Below are 20,298 nucleotides of genomic sequence, written 5' to 3' on the forward strand. Positions count from 1 at the left end.
ATGACAGCGCGTAACGGGATCATGAAAACGCGTTGCGATATTGATTTTCGCGCTGCGCATGTCTGCGTTGAGGCGGCTGTGTCACATGGGTTGCGGATTGGCGCGCCGCTTGCGGCGGCGGTGGTTGACGGATCGGCGCGGCTGACGGCGTTTCTTCGTTCCGGGGGCGCGTTCGTCCGGTCGACGGAAATAGCGGTGAACAAAGCGGAGACGGCGGCGGGATTCCGGATGGAAACGGGCGCGCTCTATGGGATGGTAAAGGACAATGCGGCCGTTCTTGAGGGCTTGCGGTCGCTTCCGGGCGCGGCGCTTTTCGGGGGCGGCGTTCCGATCATGTTTGCGGATGAAGTGATCGGCGCGATCGGGGTTTCGGGCGGTTCTGAAGATCAGGATATTGAATGCGCAAGAGCCGGCATTGCGGCGATCGAAGCGCTTTTGGCCGGCGAATCGCAGGCATTCGGAAATGAACGAGGCCTGGCTGATGACTGAGCGTCAGGAATTTTTGCATTTTATAGACGGGGCCTATGGGCCAAGCGCGTCCGGGAAGACGTTTCCGGTTGTGGCTCCGGCGACCGGCGAAATTTACGCCGCGGCGCATGAGGGCGGCGAAGCGGAAGTGAACGCCGCGGTGTCGGCGGCGCGGTCTGCGTTAAACGGCGCATGGGGCGCGTTGAGCATTGCGGACCGTACGGATCTGGTCATTTCGGTTGCGGATGAAATTAACGCGCGGTTTGACGACTTTCTGGAAGCGGAAATCATCGACACCGGCAAGCCGAAGTCACTTGCTTCGCATATCGATATTCCGCGCGGCGCGGCGAATTTCAAAATGTTCGCTGACACGATCCGGACGATTTCGGGGGAAGCGTTTGAGACAGCGACGCCCGACGGCGCGGGCGCGATCAATTATTCCGTACGCAAGCCGCGTGGCGTGATTGCAGTCATTTGTCCGTGGAATTTTCCGCTTTTGCTGATGACGTGGAAGGTCGGGCCGGCGCTGGCTTGCGGCAATACGGTTGTTGTCAAACCGTCGGAGGAAACGCCCGCGACGGCGACGCTGCTCGGCGAGGTGATGAACAAGGTGGGCGTGCCAAAGGGCGTCTATAATGTCGTTCACGGCTACGGACCGGGATCGGCGGGCGAATTCCTGACGTCTCATCCCGGCGTCGACGGCATTACCTTCACCGGAGAGACGCGCACCGGCGAGGCGATTATGAAAGCTGCGGGAACAGGCGTGCGTCCGGTATCGCTGGAGCTTGGCGGCAAGAACTCGGCGATTGTGTTTGCGGATGCTAATCTCGACAGGGCGATCGAAGGGACCATGCGCTCGGTCTTCGCCAATTGCGGTCAGGTTTGTCTTGGTACGGAGCGTGTTTATGTCGAACGACCTGTTTTCGACGAGTTCGCTGCGCGCCTTAAGACGGGCGCGGAAGCTCTCAAAGTCGGCGGCCCTATTGAAGAGGGGGTGAGCCTCGGACCGCTGATCAGCGCCGAGCATCTGGACAAAGTGTTATCTTACTACGAATTGGCGGAACAGGAAGGGGCGCAAGTGCTGACCGGCGGCGGTCGCCTTGCGCTCGGCTGTGCGACGAAAAACGGTTTTTTTGTCGAGCCGACGATCTGGACGGGTCTGACTGATGAGTCTCGTGTGATGCGAGAAGAAATATTCGGACCGTGTTGTGCGTTGGCGCCATTCGATGATGAAGAGGAAGTTATCGCGCGGGCGAATAACACATATTATGGCCTTGCGGCGTCGGTCTGGACCGATAATCTCTCGAGAGCGCATCGTGTTGCGCGCCGGCTAGAGGTGGGCGTTTGCTGGTTGAACAGCTGGTTCCTGCGGGATTTGCGGACAGCATTCGGCGGCGCCAAGGCCTCCGGGGTTGGTCGCGAGGGCGGCGTGCATTCGCTTGAATTCTACACTGAGCTTGAAAATATCTGCGTGAAATTGTGAACGGGCGGGTGGCATGACGGACAGCATACGGACTGCGGCGGATCGGCTTTGGCGCGCAGCTGAGTCCAAGGAGCCATGCGCGCCGGTGCGCGATTTGATCGGCGAGCTTGAGATCGGCGAGGCCTACCAGGTTCAGGAGATCAACACGGCGCGTCGCCTTGAGGCGGGGCGCCGGCTTGTCGGGCGTAAGACAGGACTGACGGCGAAGGCGGTGCAAGCCCAGCTTGGCGTTGAACAGCCCGATTACGGGATGCTGTTTGACGACATGGACATGCCGCTTGGGTCGGAGATTTCAGTGTCTGCGGTAATGCAGCCGAAAGTTGAGGCCGAAATTGCCTTCATCATGGGCGATGATCTGAATGCCGATACGCTGACATCGGCGGATATTTTGGCGTCGGTGGATTATGCGGTCGCAGCGATTGAGGTTGTCGGCAGTCGGGTGAAGGACTGGGACATTCGCATTCACGACACCATTGCGGACAACGCCTCGAGCGGGGTGTTTGTGCTGGGTGATGCGCCGCGGCGTCTTTCCGAGATCAATTTGCGGCTGTGCGGGATGGTGATGGAGCGGCGGGGCGAGCCGGTTTCGGTCGGGGCGGGCGTGGCGTGCCTGGGCAGTCCGGTGACAGCGTGTCTGTGGCTGGCAAAGGTGATGGCGCGTGAGGGCCGGCCGCTTGTCAACGGCGATATTGTGCTGACTGGAGCCTTGGGGCCTATGGCCGGTGTGGAAGCAGGCGATGCGGTGACAGCGCGGATCAACGGGCTTGGTTCGGTGACGGCGTTTTTTACGGACTGACAGGAAGGGCGAGTTGAATGGCAGGTAAAGTGAAATGTGCGATTGTCGGGTCCGGCAATATCGGCGCCGATCTGATGATCAAGGTGATGCGGGCGTCGGATGTCCTGGAGATGGGGGCGATGGTCGGCATCGATCCGGATTCGGACGGACTGGCGCGGGCGAGGAAGCTGGGCGTTGCGGCGACCCATGAGGGCATGGACGGCCTCGTCAAGATGCCGGTGTGGAAGGACATCGAGGTTGTGTTCGACGCGACGTCGGCGAAGGCGCATGAATACCATAACGAACTTTGCAAGCGCGACGGCAAGCGGATGGTGGATCTCACGCCGGCGGCGATCGGCCCATACTGCATTCCCGTCGTGAACGCCGGGGAGCATCTCGACAAACAGAATGTCAATATGGTGACGTGCGGCGGTCAGGCGACGATCCCGATTGTGCATGCGGTGCGGCGGGTGTCGCAAAGCGTTCCCTATGCGGAGATTGTAGCGTCTGTGTCTTCGAAGTCGGCAGGACCAGGCACGCGGGCGAATATCGATGAGTTCACCGAGACGACGGCGAAGGGCGTTGAGGTGCTGGGCGGCGCCGAGCACGGCAAGGCGATCATCATTCTCAATCCGGCCGAGCCGCCCCTGATCATGCGCGACACGGTTTACGCCTTTTCAGTGGGCGGCAAGGAAGCGGAGATCGAGAAGTCGGTCGAAGATATGGTCGCCGCGGTCCAGGAATATGTGCCGGGTTATCGTCTCAAGCAAAAAGTGCAATTCGAGCGTTTCGGCGGCAACCGTAAGCTGAAGATCCCGGAACTTGGCGAATATGAAGGCGTTAAGGTGACGGTGTTCCTGGAAGTGGAGGGGGCGGCCCATTACCTGCCGGCTTATGCGGGCAATCTGGACATCATGACCTCGGCGGGCCTGACAATCGGCGAGCGCATGGTGAAGCATCTGGCGGAGGCGGCGGCGTGAGCGGGCTGATCAAGGATCCGACGAAGGAAAAAATCTATGTGCAGGATGTAACCCTGCGCGACGGCATGCATGCGATCCGCCACCTTTACGGCATCGATCATGTGGCAAAAATTGCAAAGGCGCTGGACGAGGCCGGGGTAGATGCGATCGAGATCGCCCATGGCGACGGGATTCGCGGGTCGAGCTTCAATTACGGGTTCGGCGCTCATACGGACTGGGAATGGATCGAGGCTGTCGCCGACGCAGTCGACCGTGCCGTGGTGACGACGCTGATCCTACCGGGCATCTGCACGATCACCGATCTGAAGCGGGCCTATGAGCTTGGCGTGCGTTCGGTGCGGGTGGCGACCCATTGCACGGAGGCCGACGTCGCCCGCCAGCATATCGGCGCGGCGCGTGATCTTGGCATGGACACCATCGGCTTTTTGATGATGAGCCATATGGTCGAGCCGGAAAAGCTCGCCGATCAGGCGCTTTTAATGGAAAGCTACGGCGCGCAATGCGTTTATGTGACTGATTCCGGCGGCGCGCTCGACATGGATGGATACGCGGCGCGGTTCGACGCCTACAATCAGGTGCTGAAAGATGAAACCGAGCGGGGCGTGCACGCCCACCATAATCTCTCGCTCGGCGTCGCCAACTCAATCGTCGCGGTGCAGAAGGGCGCCCGGCGGGTTGACGCCTCGCTGGCGGGCATGGGCGCGGGCGCGGGCAATGCGCCGCTGGAAGTCTTTGTTGCGGCGGCTGAACGCAAGGGCTGGAACACCGGTTGCGACGTCTTCAAGCTGATGGATGCGGCCGAAGATCTGGTGCGCCCATTGCAGGACCGTCCGGTGCGGGTCGACCGGGAGACCCTGATGCTCGGTTATGCGGGCGTTTATTCGAGCTTCCTGCGTCATTCGGAAAAAGCGGCGGAAGAATACGGCGTCGACGTGCGCGACATCCTTGTCGAGCTGGGGCGTCGCGGCATGGTCGGCGGCCAGGAGGACATGATCGTCGATGTCGCGCTTGATATCCTGAAAGAGCGCGAGCAGGCGGGAGCGGCGTAGATGGCCGGTCTTGAGGAACTGGCCGTGATTGTCGACGAGGCGCAGCGCGCGGCGCGCGCGATCCCGCAATTGACCAAAGACCATCCAGACCTGTCGGTGTCGGACGCTTATGCGATCCAGGCCCTGTCGGTGGCGCGGCGGATCGCGCGCGGCGAGAAGCGCATCGGCGTCAAGATGGGTCTGACCAGCCGCGCGAAGATGATCCAGGTCGGCGTCGAGGAAGCGGCCTGGGGACGGTTGACCGACGCGATGCTGCTGGAGGAGGGCGGCGTCCTGAAAAAATCCGCTTTCGTGCATCCGCGGCTTGAGCCGGAAATCGTCTTCCTCCTGAAGAAACGGCTATCGGGCAAGGTGTCCGCGTTGGAGGCGATGGCGGCGGTTGAGGCGGTCGCGCCGGCGATGGAGGTGATCGACAGCCGTTACGAGAACTTCAAGTTCGCACTGCCGGACGTTGTCGCCGACAATACTTCTTCGTCGGGGCTCGTGATCGGCGCCTGGCGATCGCCGGAAATCGACGTCTCCAATCTCGGCATGGTGCTGTCCGTGAACGGACGGCCGAAAGAGATCGGTTCGTCTGCGGCTATCCTCGGCCACCCATTGCGCTCTCTTGTGGCGGCCGCACGTATGAGCGCGGAATGGGGCGAGGCGCTGGAGCCCGGCCATATCGTCATGGCCGGAGGGGCGACGGCGGCGCATCCCGCCAGCGTCGGAGAGACGATCAGCCTTGAGGTGCAAAATCTCGGCGGCGGCTCGATCAATGTGGAGGCGTAAGGTCTGTGCCGATTATTGAAGTCACCATGCTGGAAGGACGCACGGCGGAAAAGAAAGCGGCATTAATCCGTGAGCTGACCGATGCGGCTGTGCGCGCGATTGATGCGCCGATCCAGTCCGTGCGCGTCATTATCAGGGAAGTGCCGCCCGAACACTTTGCCGCCGCGGGCGTTTCGAAAGCGGAAGAACGCGCAAAACTAGCAAGCGGCGATGCAAAAGGATAGAAAAATGAGTCACAATCCCGAAATCGGCAAGTCCATCGACGCTGGCGGCGTTAAGACCAACTATCATGATCTGGGCGAGGGGCGCCCAGTGATCCTGATTCACGGCTCGGGGCCTGGCGTGACGGCCTGGGCGAACTGGCGGCTCAACCTGCCGGTGCTGTCGGAGCGCGTGCGTGCAATTGCGCCGGACATGCTGGGCTTCGGCTACACAGAGCGGCCGGCGGACGGCGTTTACAATCTTGAGCGTTGGCGCGGGCATCTGATGGATCTTGCCGACGCCCTCGGCCTTCAGGAATTTGATATTATCGGCAACTCTTTCGGCGGCGCGCTCGCGCTCTCCATGGCGGTTCATCATCCGGACCGCGTCCGGCGCATGGTGTTGATGGGAGCGGCCGGCCTTGAATTCGAGCTGACCGAAGCGCTCGACAAAGTGTGGGGTTATGAACCGTCGGTAGAGGCGATGCGTGCGATGCTTGACATCTTCGCCTATGACAACTCGCTCGTCTCAGACGAGCTTGCCGAAATGCGCTACCGGGCGAGCATCCAGCCGGGCTTTCACGAGGCCTTCAGCGCCATGTTCCCGGCGCCGCGCCAACAGCACATCACCGCGCTTTCAACGCCGGAAAAAGAAATTGCGAAGATCGCCTGCCCAACGCTAATCCTGCACGGGCGTGAAGACCGTGTTCTGCCCATGAGCAACAGCCTGCGGCTGTTCGATCTCATCAGGACGTCCGAAGTTCATCTGTTCGGCAAATGCGGCCATTGGACCCAGATCGAGCACAAGGACCGGTTCAATCTCCTGGTCTCTGACTTCCTTGCGCGGGAGTGACGACGGATTGACTGATCGTGCGTCTCTTCCTCCACTAGCTGATGGAATCCGGATATCGTGACTGACACAACAATCAACATCGACGTACTGATAGCGGGCGCCGGCCATGCCGGGGCGCAGGCTGCGTTGATGCTGCGCAAGCTTGGATATGCCGGCGCGGTCGCGCTGGCGGGGGCGGAGGCTGATCCTCCCTATGAGCGTCCGCCCCTATCCAAGGCCTATCTGGCTGACGAGGAGCCTTTCGAGCGCATGATGATGCGCCCGAAGGAAGCATGGGCCGAGCTGAATATCGATCTGCTTCCCGGGCGCAAGATCGTCTCGGTCGATCCTGCGGCACATGAAGCGCGCTGCGAGGATGGCGAGAGGATTACTTACGGCAAGATGATCTGGGCGGCGGGCGGCACGCCGCGGCGGCTGCCGGCGCCGGGCGGCGACTTTGCCGGGATCCATGTCATCCGTACGCGTGCGGATGTGGATGCTATCCGCGCCGGGCTCGACAGCGCCGGGAACATTGTCATCATCGGCGGCGGGTATATCGGTCTTGAAGCGGCGTCGGTGCTGGTCGGCATGGGCAAACGCGTCGTCGTCCTCGAAGCCCAGGAGCGGCTGCTGGCGCGGGTGGCGGGACCGGCGCTGTCGGCTTTTTACGAGAAGGAGCATCGCAGGCGGGGCGTCGACATCCGGCTCGGCGCAAAAATCGAAGCGATCATTGAGAAGGGCGGCCGCCCTGCGGGGGTGCGCCTTGCCGGCGGCGCCGACCTGCCGGCGGACCTTGTGATCGTCGGGATCGGCATCGCCCCGGAGGTCGAGCCGCTGATCGCGGCGGGCGCCGAAGAGGCGCTCGGCGGCGTGAAGGTCGATCAATTTTGCCGCACCAGCCTGCCGGACATCTACGCCGCCGGCGATTGCGCCGCGCACGCGAACCGCTACGCCGGCGGCGCGGTCATCCGCCTTGAATCGGTGCAGAACGCGCATGATCAGGCGGCTGTGGCCGCTGCGTCGATCGCAGGGGCTGCGAAACCCTACGACGCCGTTCCCTGGTTCTGGTCCGATCAGTACGACCTCAAACTGCAGACCGCCGGGCTTTCGAACGGCCATGACAGGGCGGTCCTGCGCGGCGATCCGGACAGCCGTTCCTTCTCTGTGGTCTATCTGAAAGACGGACATGTCATTGCCCTCGACTGCGTCAACGCCACCCGCGACTATGCGCAAGGCCGGCGCCTCGTCGCCGCCGGCGGCGCGTGCGACCACGAAACCATCGCAGACCCAGGCGCGCCCCTATTCAAACCGGCCGCTAGAAAAGGGTAACCAAAGAGGCCGATTAATAGGAAAAGGCGCCGCCATAATCGCCGATTACAGTTTGTATAGAGAATAATCGTTAAAGCTTAAAAACGTTAAATGGTGCGCTTCGCTACGATTGGACAGCCGCGCCTGTTTCTATCAGCTTCTCGATTTCTTCATCTGGAACGCCCCAATCCGACAGAGCAGAACGCGTGTCAGCGCCGAGAATGCGTGGTTCGTGATGGATCGCGCCCGGCGTTCGCGAAAACCGCGGCGCCGGCGAAGGCTGAACACCAAATTTGGTGTGCGCAAACGTGCCGCGATGCGCATTGTGCGGCGCATCGGGCGCTTCGGCGAGTGTGTGCACAGCCATAACACAAGCCTCGGCGCCGTCAAACGCGCGTACCCAATCCGCACGTGTTCTGGCAGCAAAAATCGCGTCTAAACGTTCGATCATCTTTGGCCATTTGGCGGGGTTATGCTGTGACGCGAACAAGGGATCATCAGTAAGTCCGAGAACGCCGATGAAGTTAGAATAAAATTTCGGTTCGATAGCGCCAACACAAATGAATTTGTCGTCGTTTGTCTTGTAAACACGATAAAATGGAGCGCCGCCGTCAACGAGATTGGCCTCACGCTGATCGCGCCACAGGCCGGCGTTAAACAACGAATATGTGAGCGCCATGTTCATTGCTGTACCGTCGATCATAGCCGCATCGACGACCTGTCCTTTTCCAGAGTGATTCGCTTCAAAGAGCGCACAGACGAGGCCGAAGGCGAGCAGCATGCCCCCGCCTGCAAAATCGCCGACCAGATTTAACGGAGGAAAGGGTCGTTCCGCAGGCCCTGTCGCGTGCAAGGCGCCCGTCAGCGCAATGTAATTGATATCGTGCCCGGCTGTTTGAGCGAGCGGCCCATCCTGTCCCCAGCCGGTTATCCGGCCATAAACGAGCGCTTCATTCGCGGCTAAACATTGCGCCGGCCCAAGGCCGAGCCGCTCCATTACCCCGGGACGGAACCCTTCAATCAGCCCGTCGGCCTGCTGGCACAAATCGAGGATGACATCGACGGCCGCCGGATTTTTGAGATCAAGCGCAATAGAACGCCGGTTCCGGTTCAATATATTCTTGTCGTAGTCCAGTGGTGGGGATTCGTCATTTTCCTGCGTGCGGTCGATCCGAATGACTTCGGCGCCCATATCGGCGAGCATCATTGCGCAGAAAGGCCCGGGCGCAAGACTTGCAATCTCAATTATTCGGACGCCTTTCAAAGGCCCGGATGCGAAAGTTTCATCATCCACGGGAAATCCCTCTCATCAATCAGGCCGTTACAGTGAATTCAGCCAAGGAACGGTTGATAGTTGTCGGAAAATATATCCCGCCCGATTATGAGTTTCATGATTTCCGAGCTTCCAGCAAGAATTCTGTTTATGCGTGCGTCAGTAAAACGCCGACAGATTTCAAACTCACGCATATATCCGGCGCCGCCATGCAACTGAACACCCTCGTCAACGACCCGCCATTCAAGTTCGCTGGTCACCAGTTTCAGCGCTGCAGCCTCGGGCGGTGATAAATCGCCAGCATTGTGTTTTGCAACGCAATGGTCGAGATAGCATTGAACAGCTTGAAGTTGAGCATGTAATTCGGCAAGCTTGAACTGAGTATTTTGCAAGTCGGCGATGCGTTTGCCGAATGCTTTGCGGTCCATCACATAACTTCTTGTCAGGTCAAACGCCCTGTGCGCATTGCACATATAGCTCACAGATCCGATAAGGCGCTCCTCGACGAGGCCCTGCATGAGATATTGAAATCCTTCTGTCGGATCACTCAAAACATTTTCCTTCGGCACTTTCACGTTGTCAAAAAAAAGTTCGGCGGTGTCTTGAGCAACGAGCCCCATTTTTTCGAGGTTCCGCCCGCGTCGAAAGCCTTCCATGTCGCGCTCCACGCAGAGTAGCGCCATGGAGTGACGATTGTCAGTGTCGCCTGATTTTGCCGCCACTATGACCAGATCGGCATTGATCCCGTTCGAGATATAGATCTTAGATCCATTAAGGAGGAAATGATCGCCCTTGTCCTCAACGGTGGTGCGCATCCCCGACAAATCGCTTCCGGCGTCCGGTTCCGTCATCGCGATGGCCAGAATAGATTCGCCGGAAACACACTTCGGCAGGAAGCGCTCTTGTTGCTCTGATGAGCCAAACCGCTTCAGATAGGGCCCGACCATCCGGCTGTGCAGCGTCGGAAACCATTCGCCGCAATCTGCGCGCGTCACTTCTTCCATAATGATTTGTTCATAGCGGAAATCGGAATCGCCGATGCCGCCAAAGTCCTCATCGGCCCAGATCAGAAGGAAACCGTTTTTGCCGGCTTTGCGATAAATTTCACGATCGACGATGCCGTCGTTCCTATATGATTCCATATTCGGCGCCACTTCCCGCTCGAGAAAGCGACGGAAAGAAGCGCGAAATGACGATTGCTCATCGGTGAAGTTACGCATGACGTTAGCCTTAAGTTTAGGGTTTCTGCAGGGATGATGCGCTTTTCGGTGCTTGGGCTATTTGCCGTAATCGTCGTCCGGCCCGATCGGCGTCAGCCGTTCGCGCAATTTTGGTTTGACGACCTTGTCGAGGGTGGCGCGTGGAAAATCGTCCACGAAAATGACTTCCCGAACGACCTTGAAATCCGCAAGATCTCGCTTGCATGCGGCAATAATTCCATCACGAATTTCATCCCTGTCGCCAGCTTTCGGGATCGCAAAAACAACGGGCACTTCATCGAGCATGTAATGCTTGCGGCCGACAACCGCGCATTCTTCAATGAGTCCTGTTTTCATAATGACAGTTTCGATTTCCGACGATGCGACGTTCTCCGCACCGACTTTCAGCATATCCTTGTCGCGTCCGAGAAAGTAGAGATATCCGTGATGGTCGATGGAAATCATGTCGCCGGTTTTCAGCCAGCCTTCCGCATCAACGGCGTCACGGGTGGCTTCTGGATCGTTAAAATACTCTTTGAACAAAGAGACGCCGGGAACGCCTCGCACAAAAAGCGTTCCCTGTTCGCCGGGTTTCACCGGATTGCCATTTTCGTCGCGCACTTCGATATCGTAGCAAGGTGCGGACCGGCCAATTGAACCTTCGGGTGGGGGCTGATGAAAGTTTGAAATAATCCCCTGTGTAATTGTTTCCGTCATGCCCCAAGCGCAAACCACATCGATGCCAAACTTCTGACAAAGCGGCGTTGAATATCCGCCGATCATCCAAAAGCGATACTCATGATTTTTTGGCGCCTCGCGCTGCATTAGCGGGTAAACGAGGAATGGGATTACAAATGTCCAGGTGCATTTGTTCCGGATCGATACGTCCCAAAAACGCGAAACAGAAAGGCGCGGTTGCAAGACGATTGTGCCGCCAACCCACAAAGTTGTCATCGTGGAATAAGAAACGGCATTGATGTGGAATAAGGGAGAGAAGACGAGGGCGGTATCTTCACTTGAAACGAGAAAATTCCGTGCATTCATTTGCGCTCCCCAGATAAAATTGCCGTGGGTGAGAAGCACTGGCTTTGGCCGAGACGTTGTACCTGACGTGAATTGAATGAGAAAATCCGCGCTGGCGTCCGGCCCACGTTTCGGTGGCGCCGGCCGAGGTGAAAGACAGGTATCGAACGAGATGTAATCAGACGCATCAAATCCGGGCGCAGCAGCGCCGGAATCATCCTCAGTAACGATTATGAAATTCAGGCTGGGCGCTGATTCAGCGATCAGCGATGCAAATGCAGGCTGAGTGATTGCGGCTGTTATGCCGGCTGCATCGACATAATATTCAATATCGCGCGCAACGGATCGGGTGTTTGTTGTGACCACGACAGCGCCAATGCGCGCGCAAGCGAAAACAGCTATCAGAAATTCCGGACAGTTTTCCATATGGAGCAGCAACCTGTCGCCCGCGGCGACGCCTCGCTCTAGAAGCGCCGCTGCGAATCGATCAGCACTCTCGTGCATCTCGGCGTAGGTCCAGCGTTTTGGATCGCCTTCAAACGGCTCCCACACCAGAAAAACTTTCTCCGGCGTTCGCTCCGCCCAACGGTCCAGCATCCAGGCGACATCCTGACCGCGAACCATCAGCCGCTGTGATTCCGCGATTGCGTCGAGTGTTCGTTTCGAGCTGGTCGACGTGCGGTTAAGCATCTTATGAATTCTCCCGAGGCAATTTATCGTTGTCATTTTGTGCGTGGTTTCTAGGATCCGATTAGTAATTGCTCGCTGATAAATTGGATATACGAAAACCTGATATCATCTATTGATATTGGCGTGTTGCCGCAGGCTGCATATGCGCGTGATTATCAACTGATGCCGCCTGAGAATTATTACTTTTATTGTGCGGCGCAATAATGCTCAATTCTGCACCATGAAAATTTGGCACGGTGTTAGGGCTATAAATAAAGACGATCAGGAGGGATATTCATGTCTTGGCACAATGGGGCGGCTGCGTTTCTAGCGTCGGTTTCGGTTTCGACAATTGCATTCGCGTCGACAGCGCATGCGCAACGGGCTTCAGACGCGTTGACGGACGAAATAATTGTAACGGCGACTAAGCAGATCGGCGGCGTCGCCGAACAGGACGCGCCGATTGCAATCTCTGTCTATGGGGAAGAACAGCTTGAAGCATTGCGGGTGAGCGATCTTGAAACGCTTAGTTACAGTCAGCCGAATGTGTCGCTTGAAGATGTCGGTTCCATACAAGGCACGGCGAATTTCTCGATCCGCGGGCTGGGCATAAACAGTTCAATTCCTTCGATTGATCCTACGGTAGGCGTTTTTGTCGACGGGATTTATCTCGGCACGACCGCCGGTTTGCTCTTCGATACATTCGACATGGAGGCGATTGAGGTATTGCGGGGCCCGCAAGGAGTTCTTTTCGGTCGCAATGTTACGGGCGGCGCGGTGTTAATCCGGACAAAACGCCCGACGGATGAGTTTGAGGCAAGCGCACAGGGCGCGTGGGAAACCGGTTTGAACCAGGTGTACCAGGCGTCTGTATCGGGGCCGGTCGTTCCTGGGGTTCTGAAAGCGAAAATTGCCGCCTACTACAAAAATGATGAAGGCTTTTGGACAAACGAGCTTGATGGATCAAAGCTGGGCGAAGTGGAAACAATTGTTGTACGTCCGGTCGTCGAATTCACACCGAGCGAGAATGCTGAGATTATCGTACGCTATGAACATGGAGAATCCGAAGGCCACGGAACAATCGCGCAAAACAGGGCCCTGTTCGAACGGGGCACCGACCGCGTAACGACGGACGCGCCAGGGTTCATGGACCATGAATGGGACCAGGTGAGTGCGGAAGCCAATATCGGCGTCCCGTTCGGCGATGGCGTAATCACGAATATCTTTGGCTGGCGTCAATATAGTTCAGCATCGCAAAGTGATTTCGACGCCACGACCTTGAACTTGTTGCTTTTCGGGGAGATCACCGAGCAAGAGCAGTTTAGCAACGAACTTCGATACTCAGGCCGGTTCTTTGATCGTGTCAATTTCACGCTAGGGGGGTTCTGGTTCGATCAGGAGTTGAATTATCAGGAAACGCGCTTTTTGTTCCAGGATCCCAGCCTCGCGCCGGCACAGGCGATAGGGGCTGTGCCCGGACCTCTTTCCTTTTACGGAGGCGGCATCCAGAACCATCAAGTGCTCGGCGTTTTTGGACAAGCAGCGATTGATTTGACTGACGCCCTGACGCTCGACCTTGGTTTGCGCTGGAGCCGCGAGGAAAAGGATGTGCAACTGGCTACGATCGTGCCGGGGCCTGCTTCTCCGGATTTGCGGAGCATCCCCGCTGGGGCCTGTAATATCCATGCAGATGATTGCTTCTTCAATTTAAACGCCGATCCCACATTCGATCCGGAGGAAGATTGGAGTAACCTGTCTCCTAAGATTGGCTTGCGGTATTCCATTGCAGATAATGCGCGGCTTTATGGCCACTGGAGCCGCGGCTTCCGTTCCGGCGGATACAATCTGCGCAACACTGTGCCGACGGCGTCGCCCGGTCCGTTCGCTGAAGAGCAAGTCGATAGTTTCGAGCTCGGATTCAAATCGGAGCCCTTGCCCGGGGCGATATTCAATGCTGCGATCTTTCACACCAGCATTTCGGATATGCAACGTGAGGTCTTGTTGTCAGACCCGATTTTGGGGACGATCCAGATCATCACCAACACTGCGGACGCGAAAATATTCGGGGTTGAGTTTGAAACGCAGTATTCACCGGTGGAAGGGCTGGTCCTGAATGCTTCGGTCGGCCACCTTGACGCAGAGTATACTGACATTCTCTTTGATATAAGCGGCGACGGGGTAGTGAATCAGATGGATCTGGCGCTTGCGCTTCCGCGCGTTCCAAAACTGACTTACAATGTCGGGTTCGTTTATGACCATGATATCGGCAATGCGGGATTTTTGACTGCGCGCGCTAATTTCAATCATCGCGATAGTCAGGCGTTTACAGATAATAATCGCGGAATCCTGAGCGGCGGTGATATGTTGGATGCGTCCTTGTCTTTCACGACAAACGGCGGCGGGCTGCGTTTCTCCATATATGGCGACAACCTGCTCGACGAGATTACGGAGGGTTCGGACTCGCAAACGCCGTTCCCGCCAGGTTCGACGAATGGCAGCCACTCGCCGTTGAATAAGGGCCGCGTGCTCGGGGCTTTGGTTAAAGTGGCTTTGTAGCCGTTCGCAATAGCGGCAAAAAACCAATCGCCAGGGCCTACGCCGCGAACCCGCTTCACGGCGTAGGCAGGCGGAAACGAATTGTTAGGAGATAAAATTTCGTGTCTTTTGAAGGCAAAGTCGCACTGATTACTGGCGCCGGCAACGGGCTTGGCAAATCACACGCACTGATGTTCGCCGGGCTTGGCGCGCGCGTCGTGGTCAATGATTATGGTACAACCGTCCAAGGTGCAGGCGCTGACAAATCGTCGGCCGAGGCGGTGGTTGACGAAATAACGGGCAAGGGCGGCGAAGCCGTCGCGAATACCGACTCTGTTGAATCGGGTGCGCGCCTTGTCGAAACCGCGATGGATGCCTTTGGTCGCCTCGACATCGTGGTTAACAACGCCGGATTTCTGCGCGATATTTCGTTTCATAAAATGCGGGAGACCGACTGGTTTGACATCATCAATGTGCATTTGAACAGCGCATTCAAGGTCAATCGGGCGGCATGGCCGTATATGCGCGAGCAGAATTTCGGGCGCATCGTCAATACCGCATCCGCGGCCGGCATTTACGGGAATTTTGGGCAGGTCAATTACAGTTCGGCAAAGCTGGCGCTTCACGGCATGACGCAAGCTCTCGCGATCGAAGGCCAAAAACGCAACATTTTCGTCAATACGATAGCGCCGGCCGCCGCTTCCCGGCTCACTGATACCGTCATCAGCCGGGAGCAGACTGCAGCATTGCGTCCGGAGTTGGTTAGCCCTCTGGTCGGTTATCTTTGCAGTGCCGAATGCACGCAAACCAGCGGGCTCTTCGAGGCGGGCGCAGGCTGGTTTGGAAAGCTGCGTTGGGAACGGAGCCGCGGCGTCGCTCTAAATGGCGACATTACACCTGAAGATATCGCTAATAATATCGAAGCGATTTCCGATTTTTCTGATGCGACGCATCCGCGGAGTATCGCCGAGGCGTTTGCACCATTCGGCGAAGCCATGGGCGCTGCCGTCTCTGAACGATAACGACGGCGCATTAGTATGATAGATCGCTCATTCATCGGCTTCGAAATGGAGCCATTCGACGCTACCCTTGAAAAGGGACAGATGGAGTTGTTCGCCAAAGCGCTAGGTGAGAAAAACTCGATCTACTGCGACGAGGCAGTCGCCCGTACTGAGGGGTACGCGTCCATTGTTGCGCTGCCGACTTACTTAATTCGCCTTGGCACGCGGGACGATCTGACATACGGCCTTTTTGACAAACTCGGCATTGATTTGGCGAAATTGTTGCATGGTGAGCAGGAATTCATCCTGGAACGCCCTTTGTGTGCAGGAGAGAGCTTGCGAGGCGTAAAGAAGATTATCGATATTTTTGATAAAAAAGACGGCGCGCTTGAATTCGTCGTTACTGAAATTCAGTATCATGACGAAAAAGGCCGGTTTGCGGGCACTGATCGGTGCACGTTCGTCATTCGGAATCGCTGATTTAGGGTGCGAAAACATGAATAATCAGACGCGCAAACTCGGATCACTGCAGGTCGGCGATACGCTGCCAACGCTTCAAACGGGTTCGATCTCGCGCCACACTATTGCCCTGTATGCAGCCGGTTCGTCGGATCTAAATCCGATTCATACCGATATCGATTTCGCAAAAAACAAGGCGGGACTGTCCGACGTCATCGTGCACGGAATGTTCGTCATGGGATATCTTGCGAAAATCGGAACCGAGAATGCGCCGGCGGGCGCCATCCGCCGGATTAAAACCCAGTTCCGGGCCATGACGAATGTGGGTGACAATCTTCATTGCACCGGTAAGGTTACAGACAAAAAAACTCATGACGGCGCGGCGATCTTGACTTGGGCGCTTGCCGCGACGCGCCAGAGTGACGGCGTGGTGGTGGCGACTGGCGAAATTGATATTGCTGTTGGCGCCGCATAGCAGGCAGCGCACGCGAAACGTATCGGAGTATTGACGACGATTATGGCTAGAGGTGACGAAACAACCGGAATCACCGCCTTCGGGACCTATATTCCGTCAATGCGCTTGCATCGAAAAGCAATGGCGAGTGAAGTCGGATGGATTAATCCAGCCTTGAACGGATACAGACACGGCGTCCGCGCGATCTGTGATTTTGATGAAGACGTGATTACGATGGCGGTAGAGGCTGCGCGTCGTTGCAAGGACTTGCAGGCGCTAGGCGAGATATTCGCCATTGTCGCCGCTTCGACGACGTTTCCGTTTGCCGACCGGTTAAATGCTTCCGTTGTCGCAGCCGCCGCTGGTTTGCCTAACTGCGTTCAGGCCGTTGATATCGCCAATACGCAGCGCGCCGGCGTGTCTGCATTTCGTGTAGCAGAACGCCTGAGCGCGGCTGACGGCGCGCCGCGCCCGGTTTTGTGCGTTGCCGCAGACCGTCGCCGCGGACGGCCGGGCAGCTTGGTGGAGATGACAAGCGGCGACGCATCGGCGGCATTCTTATTTGGATGTGAAAACGTCATCGCGCGTATCGTTGCGCACAGGGTTTCTACTGTCGACTTCGTCGATCACTATCGCCGCGCCAACGAGGCGTATGAGTATGGCTGGGAGGAGCGGTGGGTTCGGGACGAAGGATACCGGAAAATCGCACCGCCGGTCCTCACTTGCGCAATGGAAGCGGCCGGTGTTTCGTCTGCGGAAATCGACCATTTCATTTTTCCGTCAACAATCCGCGGCATCGCAGCCGGACTGGCGAAATCAATCGATATTCGCGATGACGCGGTGCGCGACGACTTTCAGGATGTCATCGGCGAAGCTGGCGCTGCCCATTCTCTTCTCATGCTTGCCGATACGCTTTGCGCTGCTGGCCCAGGCGAAAAAATTCTTATGGCGGGCTTTGGCCAGGGGTGCGAGGCGATCGTGCTGGAAACGACGTCGCTGATCAAATCGATTAGCGATCGACAAGGTGTTCGCGCGCTGGCCGAGAGCGATCAGCACGAGTTGCCATTCATCCGGTACTTGTCCTTCAACGGACAGTTGGAACCGGACTTCGGACCGCGGGCGGAAACTGACCGAAAAACCGCGCTCAGCGCCGCCTATCGTCATGCGGATAGAGTTGCGCGGCTGATCGCCGGAAAGTGCGAAAAATGTGGAACGGTTCAATTTCCGAAAGCTAAAATTTGCGTCAATCCGAACTGTGGTCATGAAGGCAATCAATCTGACCACGCATTGGCGCAGGAGGCGGCGGTCATAAAAACTGTCACGACAGACTGGCTAGGGTTTTCGCGTAATCCGCCGAACCGATACGGCATGGTGGAATTCGCCAGCGGCGCGCGCATGATCATGAACTTCACGAGCGCGCCGGACGAACTGCCAGTAGGCAGTGAAGTCAGTATGGTTTACCGCATCCAGGAATTCGATCCCTATCGGAAATTTCATCGCTATAGCTGGAAGGCGAAGTCCGCCGATGGCCGCATAATGGAGACTTAAAGTGACTAGCGGAATTCGCGACAAGGTCGCCATCATTGGCATGGGGTGCAGCAAGTTTGGCGAGCGCTTTGATTGCGACGCGCAAGACCTCATGCTCGAAGCCTTCAGTGAGGCCAGAGCGGATGCCGGCATCGAAACCAGCGAAATTGACGCGGCCTGGTTGGGCCATGCGATGCCTGATCTCGGCATGGGGCCGACGGCGACGCCGGCATCAGTCGCCTTGCGGTTGCAGAATATTCCGGTGACAAGGGTGGAGAACGCCTGCGCCACTGGAACGGAGGCGTTACGCGGCGCTGTTTATGCCGTGGCGTCCGGCGCTGCGCGCATTGCGTTGGCAATTGGCGTTGAAAAACTGAAGGACACCGGGTTCGGCGGTTTGCCTGAGTTCGATTTTGGACCGCGCGCGAGCCTGTTTGCCCCGTCTATGAGCGCGCCCGGCGGTTTTGCGCAGCTTGCCGCCGCCTATGGCGCCAAGCATAAGGTGAACGCTCCCGACCTGAAACGCGCTATGGCTCACGTCTCATGGAAAAGCCACGAGAACGGGGCCGTCAATCCGAAAGCGCATCTGCGTCGGCGCGTGGAGATGGATACGATTATGAAGGCGCCGATGATCGCCGCGCCGCTTGGACTTTTTGATTGCTGCGGCGTCAGTGATGGCGCGGCTTGTGCGATTGTCACCACGCCGGAAGTGGCGGCTGGTATTGGAAAAAAACATGAATCCGTGAGGGTCAAGGCGTTGCAATTGGCCGTGTCGAATGGTGTTGAGGCCTCGCATTCCTCTTGGGACGGCGCCGGCATAATTACAACGCGCAGCGCCGCTAAACGCGCCTATGCCGAAGCGGGTGTTGAAAATCCGCGCGAAGCACTCAGTCTCATCGAGGTGCACGACTGTTTTTCTATTACGGAGTTGGTCACCATGGAAGACCTTTTCCTTTCGGAAGAGGGCTCCGCGGTCGTCGATGTGCTCGACGGTTTTTATGACCGTGACGGGGGTGTTCCTTGCCAGATTGATGGTGGACTAAAGTGTTTCGGTCATCCGATCGGCGCGTCCGGGTTGCGGATGGCGTATGAAGTGTATACCCAATTGCTCGGCAGGGCAGGAGAGCGGCAAATTAGAAATCCGACGCTTGGTTTAACACATAATCTCGGCGGCTTTCCGCATGAAAGCGTAAGCGGCATCGGAATTTTCGGTTTACCGGGCGCTTGAACCTGGATGGGCTAATTATCCAATGGGGTGCGGTGAAGTTCCGGACTTACCAGATAATTAAGCGCCGCTTCGACGAACATATCGTTCTGATCACCGGTAACCATGTGCTTCGCACCCGTTATCTCCGTAAAATGAATATGGGGCGCGATATCACGGAAATGCGCCGCAGCCTCCTGAGTGACCAGTTCGCTGTTTCCGGCGCGCATGAAGTGAACAGGAATTATCAGATTTTTTGCCGCTTCAGTTAATTCCCGTTCAAATTCGTCAGGCTCCAGGTAAAGGGTTTCGACAAAAGCCGGGTCCCAGTGCCATCGCCACCGCCCGTCTTCACCCAGTCGCAAATTCTTCCGCAGACCGCCGGACCCTCCAGACGACCGGTTATCGGCACCCGGCCGCGGAAAGTGTTTTGAAAGGAATGCAGCTGCCTCGCTTACATTTGCAAATCCGTTTTTTGCAGTGTCGAGCATGAAATTTCGTATCGAGCCGAACCCGTGTTCGCTGATCTTTGGGGCGACATCAACCAGCGTGAGAGACGCAAAACCGTCCTGACGGACTCTGCCCGCCGCCACGAGCGCTGCAACGCCGCCAAGCGATGCGCCGATGAAATGTGGTTTGGTCCCGGTTTGGCTTTCCACCCAATCGCTGAGAACAAGCGCGTCCCGGGCGTAATCGTGATAAGAATAGGTCCCGTCTGGCGCGCGGTCGCTGTCTCCGTGTCCACGCAGATCCGCGCAGAGAACAAAAAACCCCTTCCTAGCGAAAGCGAGCGCGGCGCCAGACCATGCGTGGCGGGTCTGGCCGCCGCCCGGCGAAAATATGATTGCGCCGTTTACCGCCCGTCCGAATCGGCTGGCGACGAGCGTGCACCCGTCAAAGGAGGTGATGGCGATTTTTTCCGTCTCGCCGCCTTGCTGGTATGGCGTCATAGACGCTTGATCCGCGGGATACGAAACACGCGCGCAGTGCGCGTTCTATTTGATTTTTCGACTCTCGAATGCGATTCGGCGGACAATACGCCTAGTATACCGGAAAAGTATTCCGCGACATTTCGTATTGATTCAAAA

The 20,298-nt window shown here is 57.4% G+C and carries 19 protein-coding genes; 15 read left to right on the forward strand and 4 right to left on the reverse strand.

The annotated features are described in order from the left end of the window. The first annotated feature begins 21 nt into the window (after positions 1–21). The 9 genes from ACQK2Q_RS02510 to ACQK2Q_RS02550 are packed head-to-tail and all read left to right on the forward strand — an operon-like array spanning position 22 to position 7,887. Positions 22–489 (forward strand): GlcG/HbpS family heme-binding protein, encoded by a 468-nt coding sequence (locus ACQK2Q_RS02510; RefSeq protein WP_425408182.1) that lies wholly within the window; start codon positions 22–24, stop codon positions 487–489. Beyond that, positions 464–1,951, forward strand: a complete 1,488-nt coding sequence (locus tag ACQK2Q_RS02515; protein WP_425408183.1) for a 2-hydroxymuconic semialdehyde dehydrogenase — start codon at positions 464–466, stop codon at positions 1,949–1,951. The genes ACQK2Q_RS02510 and ACQK2Q_RS02515 overlap by 26 nt, the downstream gene beginning before the upstream one ends. Positions 1,952–1,964: 13 nt before the next feature. Then, the gene (locus ACQK2Q_RS02520) at positions 1,965–2,747 is read left to right on the forward strand and encodes a 2-keto-4-pentenoate hydratase (protein WP_425408184.1); all 783 of its coding nucleotides are present in this window, start codon (positions 1,965–1,967) and stop codon (positions 2,745–2,747) included. A gap of 17 nt (positions 2,748–2,764) precedes the next feature. Continuing rightward, positions 2,765–3,706, forward strand: a complete 942-nt coding sequence (locus ACQK2Q_RS02525; protein WP_425408185.1) for an acetaldehyde dehydrogenase (acetylating) — start codon at positions 2,765–2,767, stop codon at positions 3,704–3,706. Positions 3,707–3,711: 5 nt separating this feature from the next. Then, positions 3,712–4,755 (forward strand): 4-hydroxy-2-oxovalerate aldolase, encoded by a 1,044-nt coding sequence (gene dmpG / locus ACQK2Q_RS02530; protein ID WP_425411108.1) that lies wholly within the window; start codon positions 3,712–3,714, stop codon positions 4,753–4,755. Beyond that, positions 4,756–5,526 (forward strand): 2-keto-4-pentenoate hydratase, encoded by a 771-nt coding sequence (locus ACQK2Q_RS02535; RefSeq protein WP_425408186.1) that lies wholly within the window; start codon positions 4,756–4,758, stop codon positions 5,524–5,526. It abuts the gene before it with no gap. Between the two features lie 5 nt (positions 5,527–5,531). Further along, positions 5,532–5,750, forward strand: a complete 219-nt coding sequence (locus tag ACQK2Q_RS02540) for a tautomerase family protein (RefSeq protein WP_425408187.1) — start codon at positions 5,532–5,534, stop codon at positions 5,748–5,750. Positions 5,751–5,754: 4 nt separating this feature from the next. Next, on the forward strand, positions 5,755–6,579 hold the full coding sequence (locus ACQK2Q_RS02545; RefSeq protein WP_425408188.1) for an alpha/beta fold hydrolase: 825 nt from the start codon (positions 5,755–5,757) through the stop codon (positions 6,577–6,579). A 57-nt stretch (positions 6,580–6,636) separates the two neighbouring features. Then, positions 6,637–7,887 carry an NAD(P)/FAD-dependent oxidoreductase gene (locus ACQK2Q_RS02550; protein ID WP_425408189.1) on the forward strand — a complete coding sequence of 417 codons (1,251 nt, stop codon included), beginning with the start codon at positions 6,637–6,639 and terminating at the stop codon, positions 7,885–7,887. A 103-nt stretch (positions 7,888–7,990) separates the two neighbouring features. On the opposite strand, the gene ACQK2Q_RS02555 is transcribed toward ACQK2Q_RS02550, so the two are convergent. The 3 genes from ACQK2Q_RS02555 to ACQK2Q_RS02565 are packed head-to-tail and all read right to left on the reverse strand — an operon-like array spanning position 7,991 to position 12,051. Further along, positions 7,991–9,160, reverse strand: a complete 1,170-nt coding sequence (locus ACQK2Q_RS02555; RefSeq protein ID WP_425408190.1) for a CaiB/BaiF CoA transferase family protein — start codon at positions 9,158–9,160, stop codon at positions 7,991–7,993. Between the two features lie 38 nt (positions 9,161–9,198). Then, entirely contained in the window at positions 9,199–10,359 is a 1,161-nt protein-coding gene (locus tag ACQK2Q_RS02560) for an acyl-CoA dehydrogenase family protein (protein WP_425408191.1), read from the reverse strand. Between the two features lie 57 nt (positions 10,360–10,416). Further along, the gene (locus tag ACQK2Q_RS02565) at positions 10,417–12,051 is read right to left on the reverse strand and encodes a class I adenylate-forming enzyme family protein (protein WP_425408192.1); all 1,635 of its coding nucleotides are present in this window, start codon (positions 12,049–12,051) and stop codon (positions 10,417–10,419) included. Between the two features lie 276 nt (positions 12,052–12,327). Here ACQK2Q_RS02565 and ACQK2Q_RS02570 point away from each other — a divergent pair, with 276 nt between their 5' ends. The 6 genes from ACQK2Q_RS02570 (at position 12,328) to ACQK2Q_RS02595 (ending at position 19,234) form a co-directional block, all read left to right on the forward strand. Then, positions 12,328–14,586 (forward strand): TonB-dependent receptor, encoded by a 2,259-nt coding sequence (locus ACQK2Q_RS02570; protein WP_425408193.1) that lies wholly within the window; start codon positions 12,328–12,330, stop codon positions 14,584–14,586. 101 nt (positions 14,587–14,687) lie between these two features. Then, a complete protein-coding gene (locus ACQK2Q_RS02575; RefSeq protein ID WP_425408194.1) occupies positions 14,688–15,587 on the forward strand; it encodes an SDR family oxidoreductase in 900 nt (299 codons plus the stop codon). Positions 15,588–15,602: 15 nt separating this feature from the next. Then, a complete protein-coding gene (locus tag ACQK2Q_RS02580) occupies positions 15,603–16,046 on the forward strand; it encodes a MaoC family dehydratase N-terminal domain-containing protein (RefSeq protein WP_425408195.1) in 444 nt (147 codons plus the stop codon). Between the two features lie 16 nt (positions 16,047–16,062). After that, positions 16,063–16,500 carry a MaoC/PaaZ C-terminal domain-containing protein gene (locus ACQK2Q_RS02585; protein ID WP_425408196.1) on the forward strand — a complete coding sequence of 146 codons (438 nt, stop codon included), beginning with the start codon at positions 16,063–16,065 and terminating at the stop codon, positions 16,498–16,500. Positions 16,501–16,542: 42 nt separating this feature from the next. After that, positions 16,543–18,027: a zinc ribbon domain-containing protein gene (locus ACQK2Q_RS02590; RefSeq protein WP_425408197.1), complete on the forward strand. Its 1,485-nt coding sequence runs from the start codon at positions 16,543–16,545 to the stop codon at positions 18,025–18,027. 1 nt (position 18,028) lies between these two features. Further along, complete coding sequence (locus ACQK2Q_RS02595; protein WP_425408198.1) at positions 18,029–19,234, forward strand: acetyl-CoA acetyltransferase; 1,206 nt, start codon at positions 18,029–18,031, stop codon at positions 19,232–19,234. 11 nt (positions 19,235–19,245) lie between these two features. On the opposite strand, the gene ACQK2Q_RS02600 is transcribed toward ACQK2Q_RS02595, so the two are convergent. Further along, positions 19,246–20,160, reverse strand: coding sequence for an alpha/beta fold hydrolase (locus ACQK2Q_RS02600; RefSeq protein WP_425408199.1), 915 nt, complete (start codon positions 20,158–20,160; stop codon positions 19,246–19,248). Positions 20,161–20,298: the final 138 nt, after the last annotated feature.

It is taken from the genome of Hyphococcus sp., from assembly GCF_965228385.1.
In the GTDB taxonomy this organism is placed as follows: Bacteria; Pseudomonadota; Alphaproteobacteria; order Caulobacterales; family Parvularculaceae; genus Hyphococcus.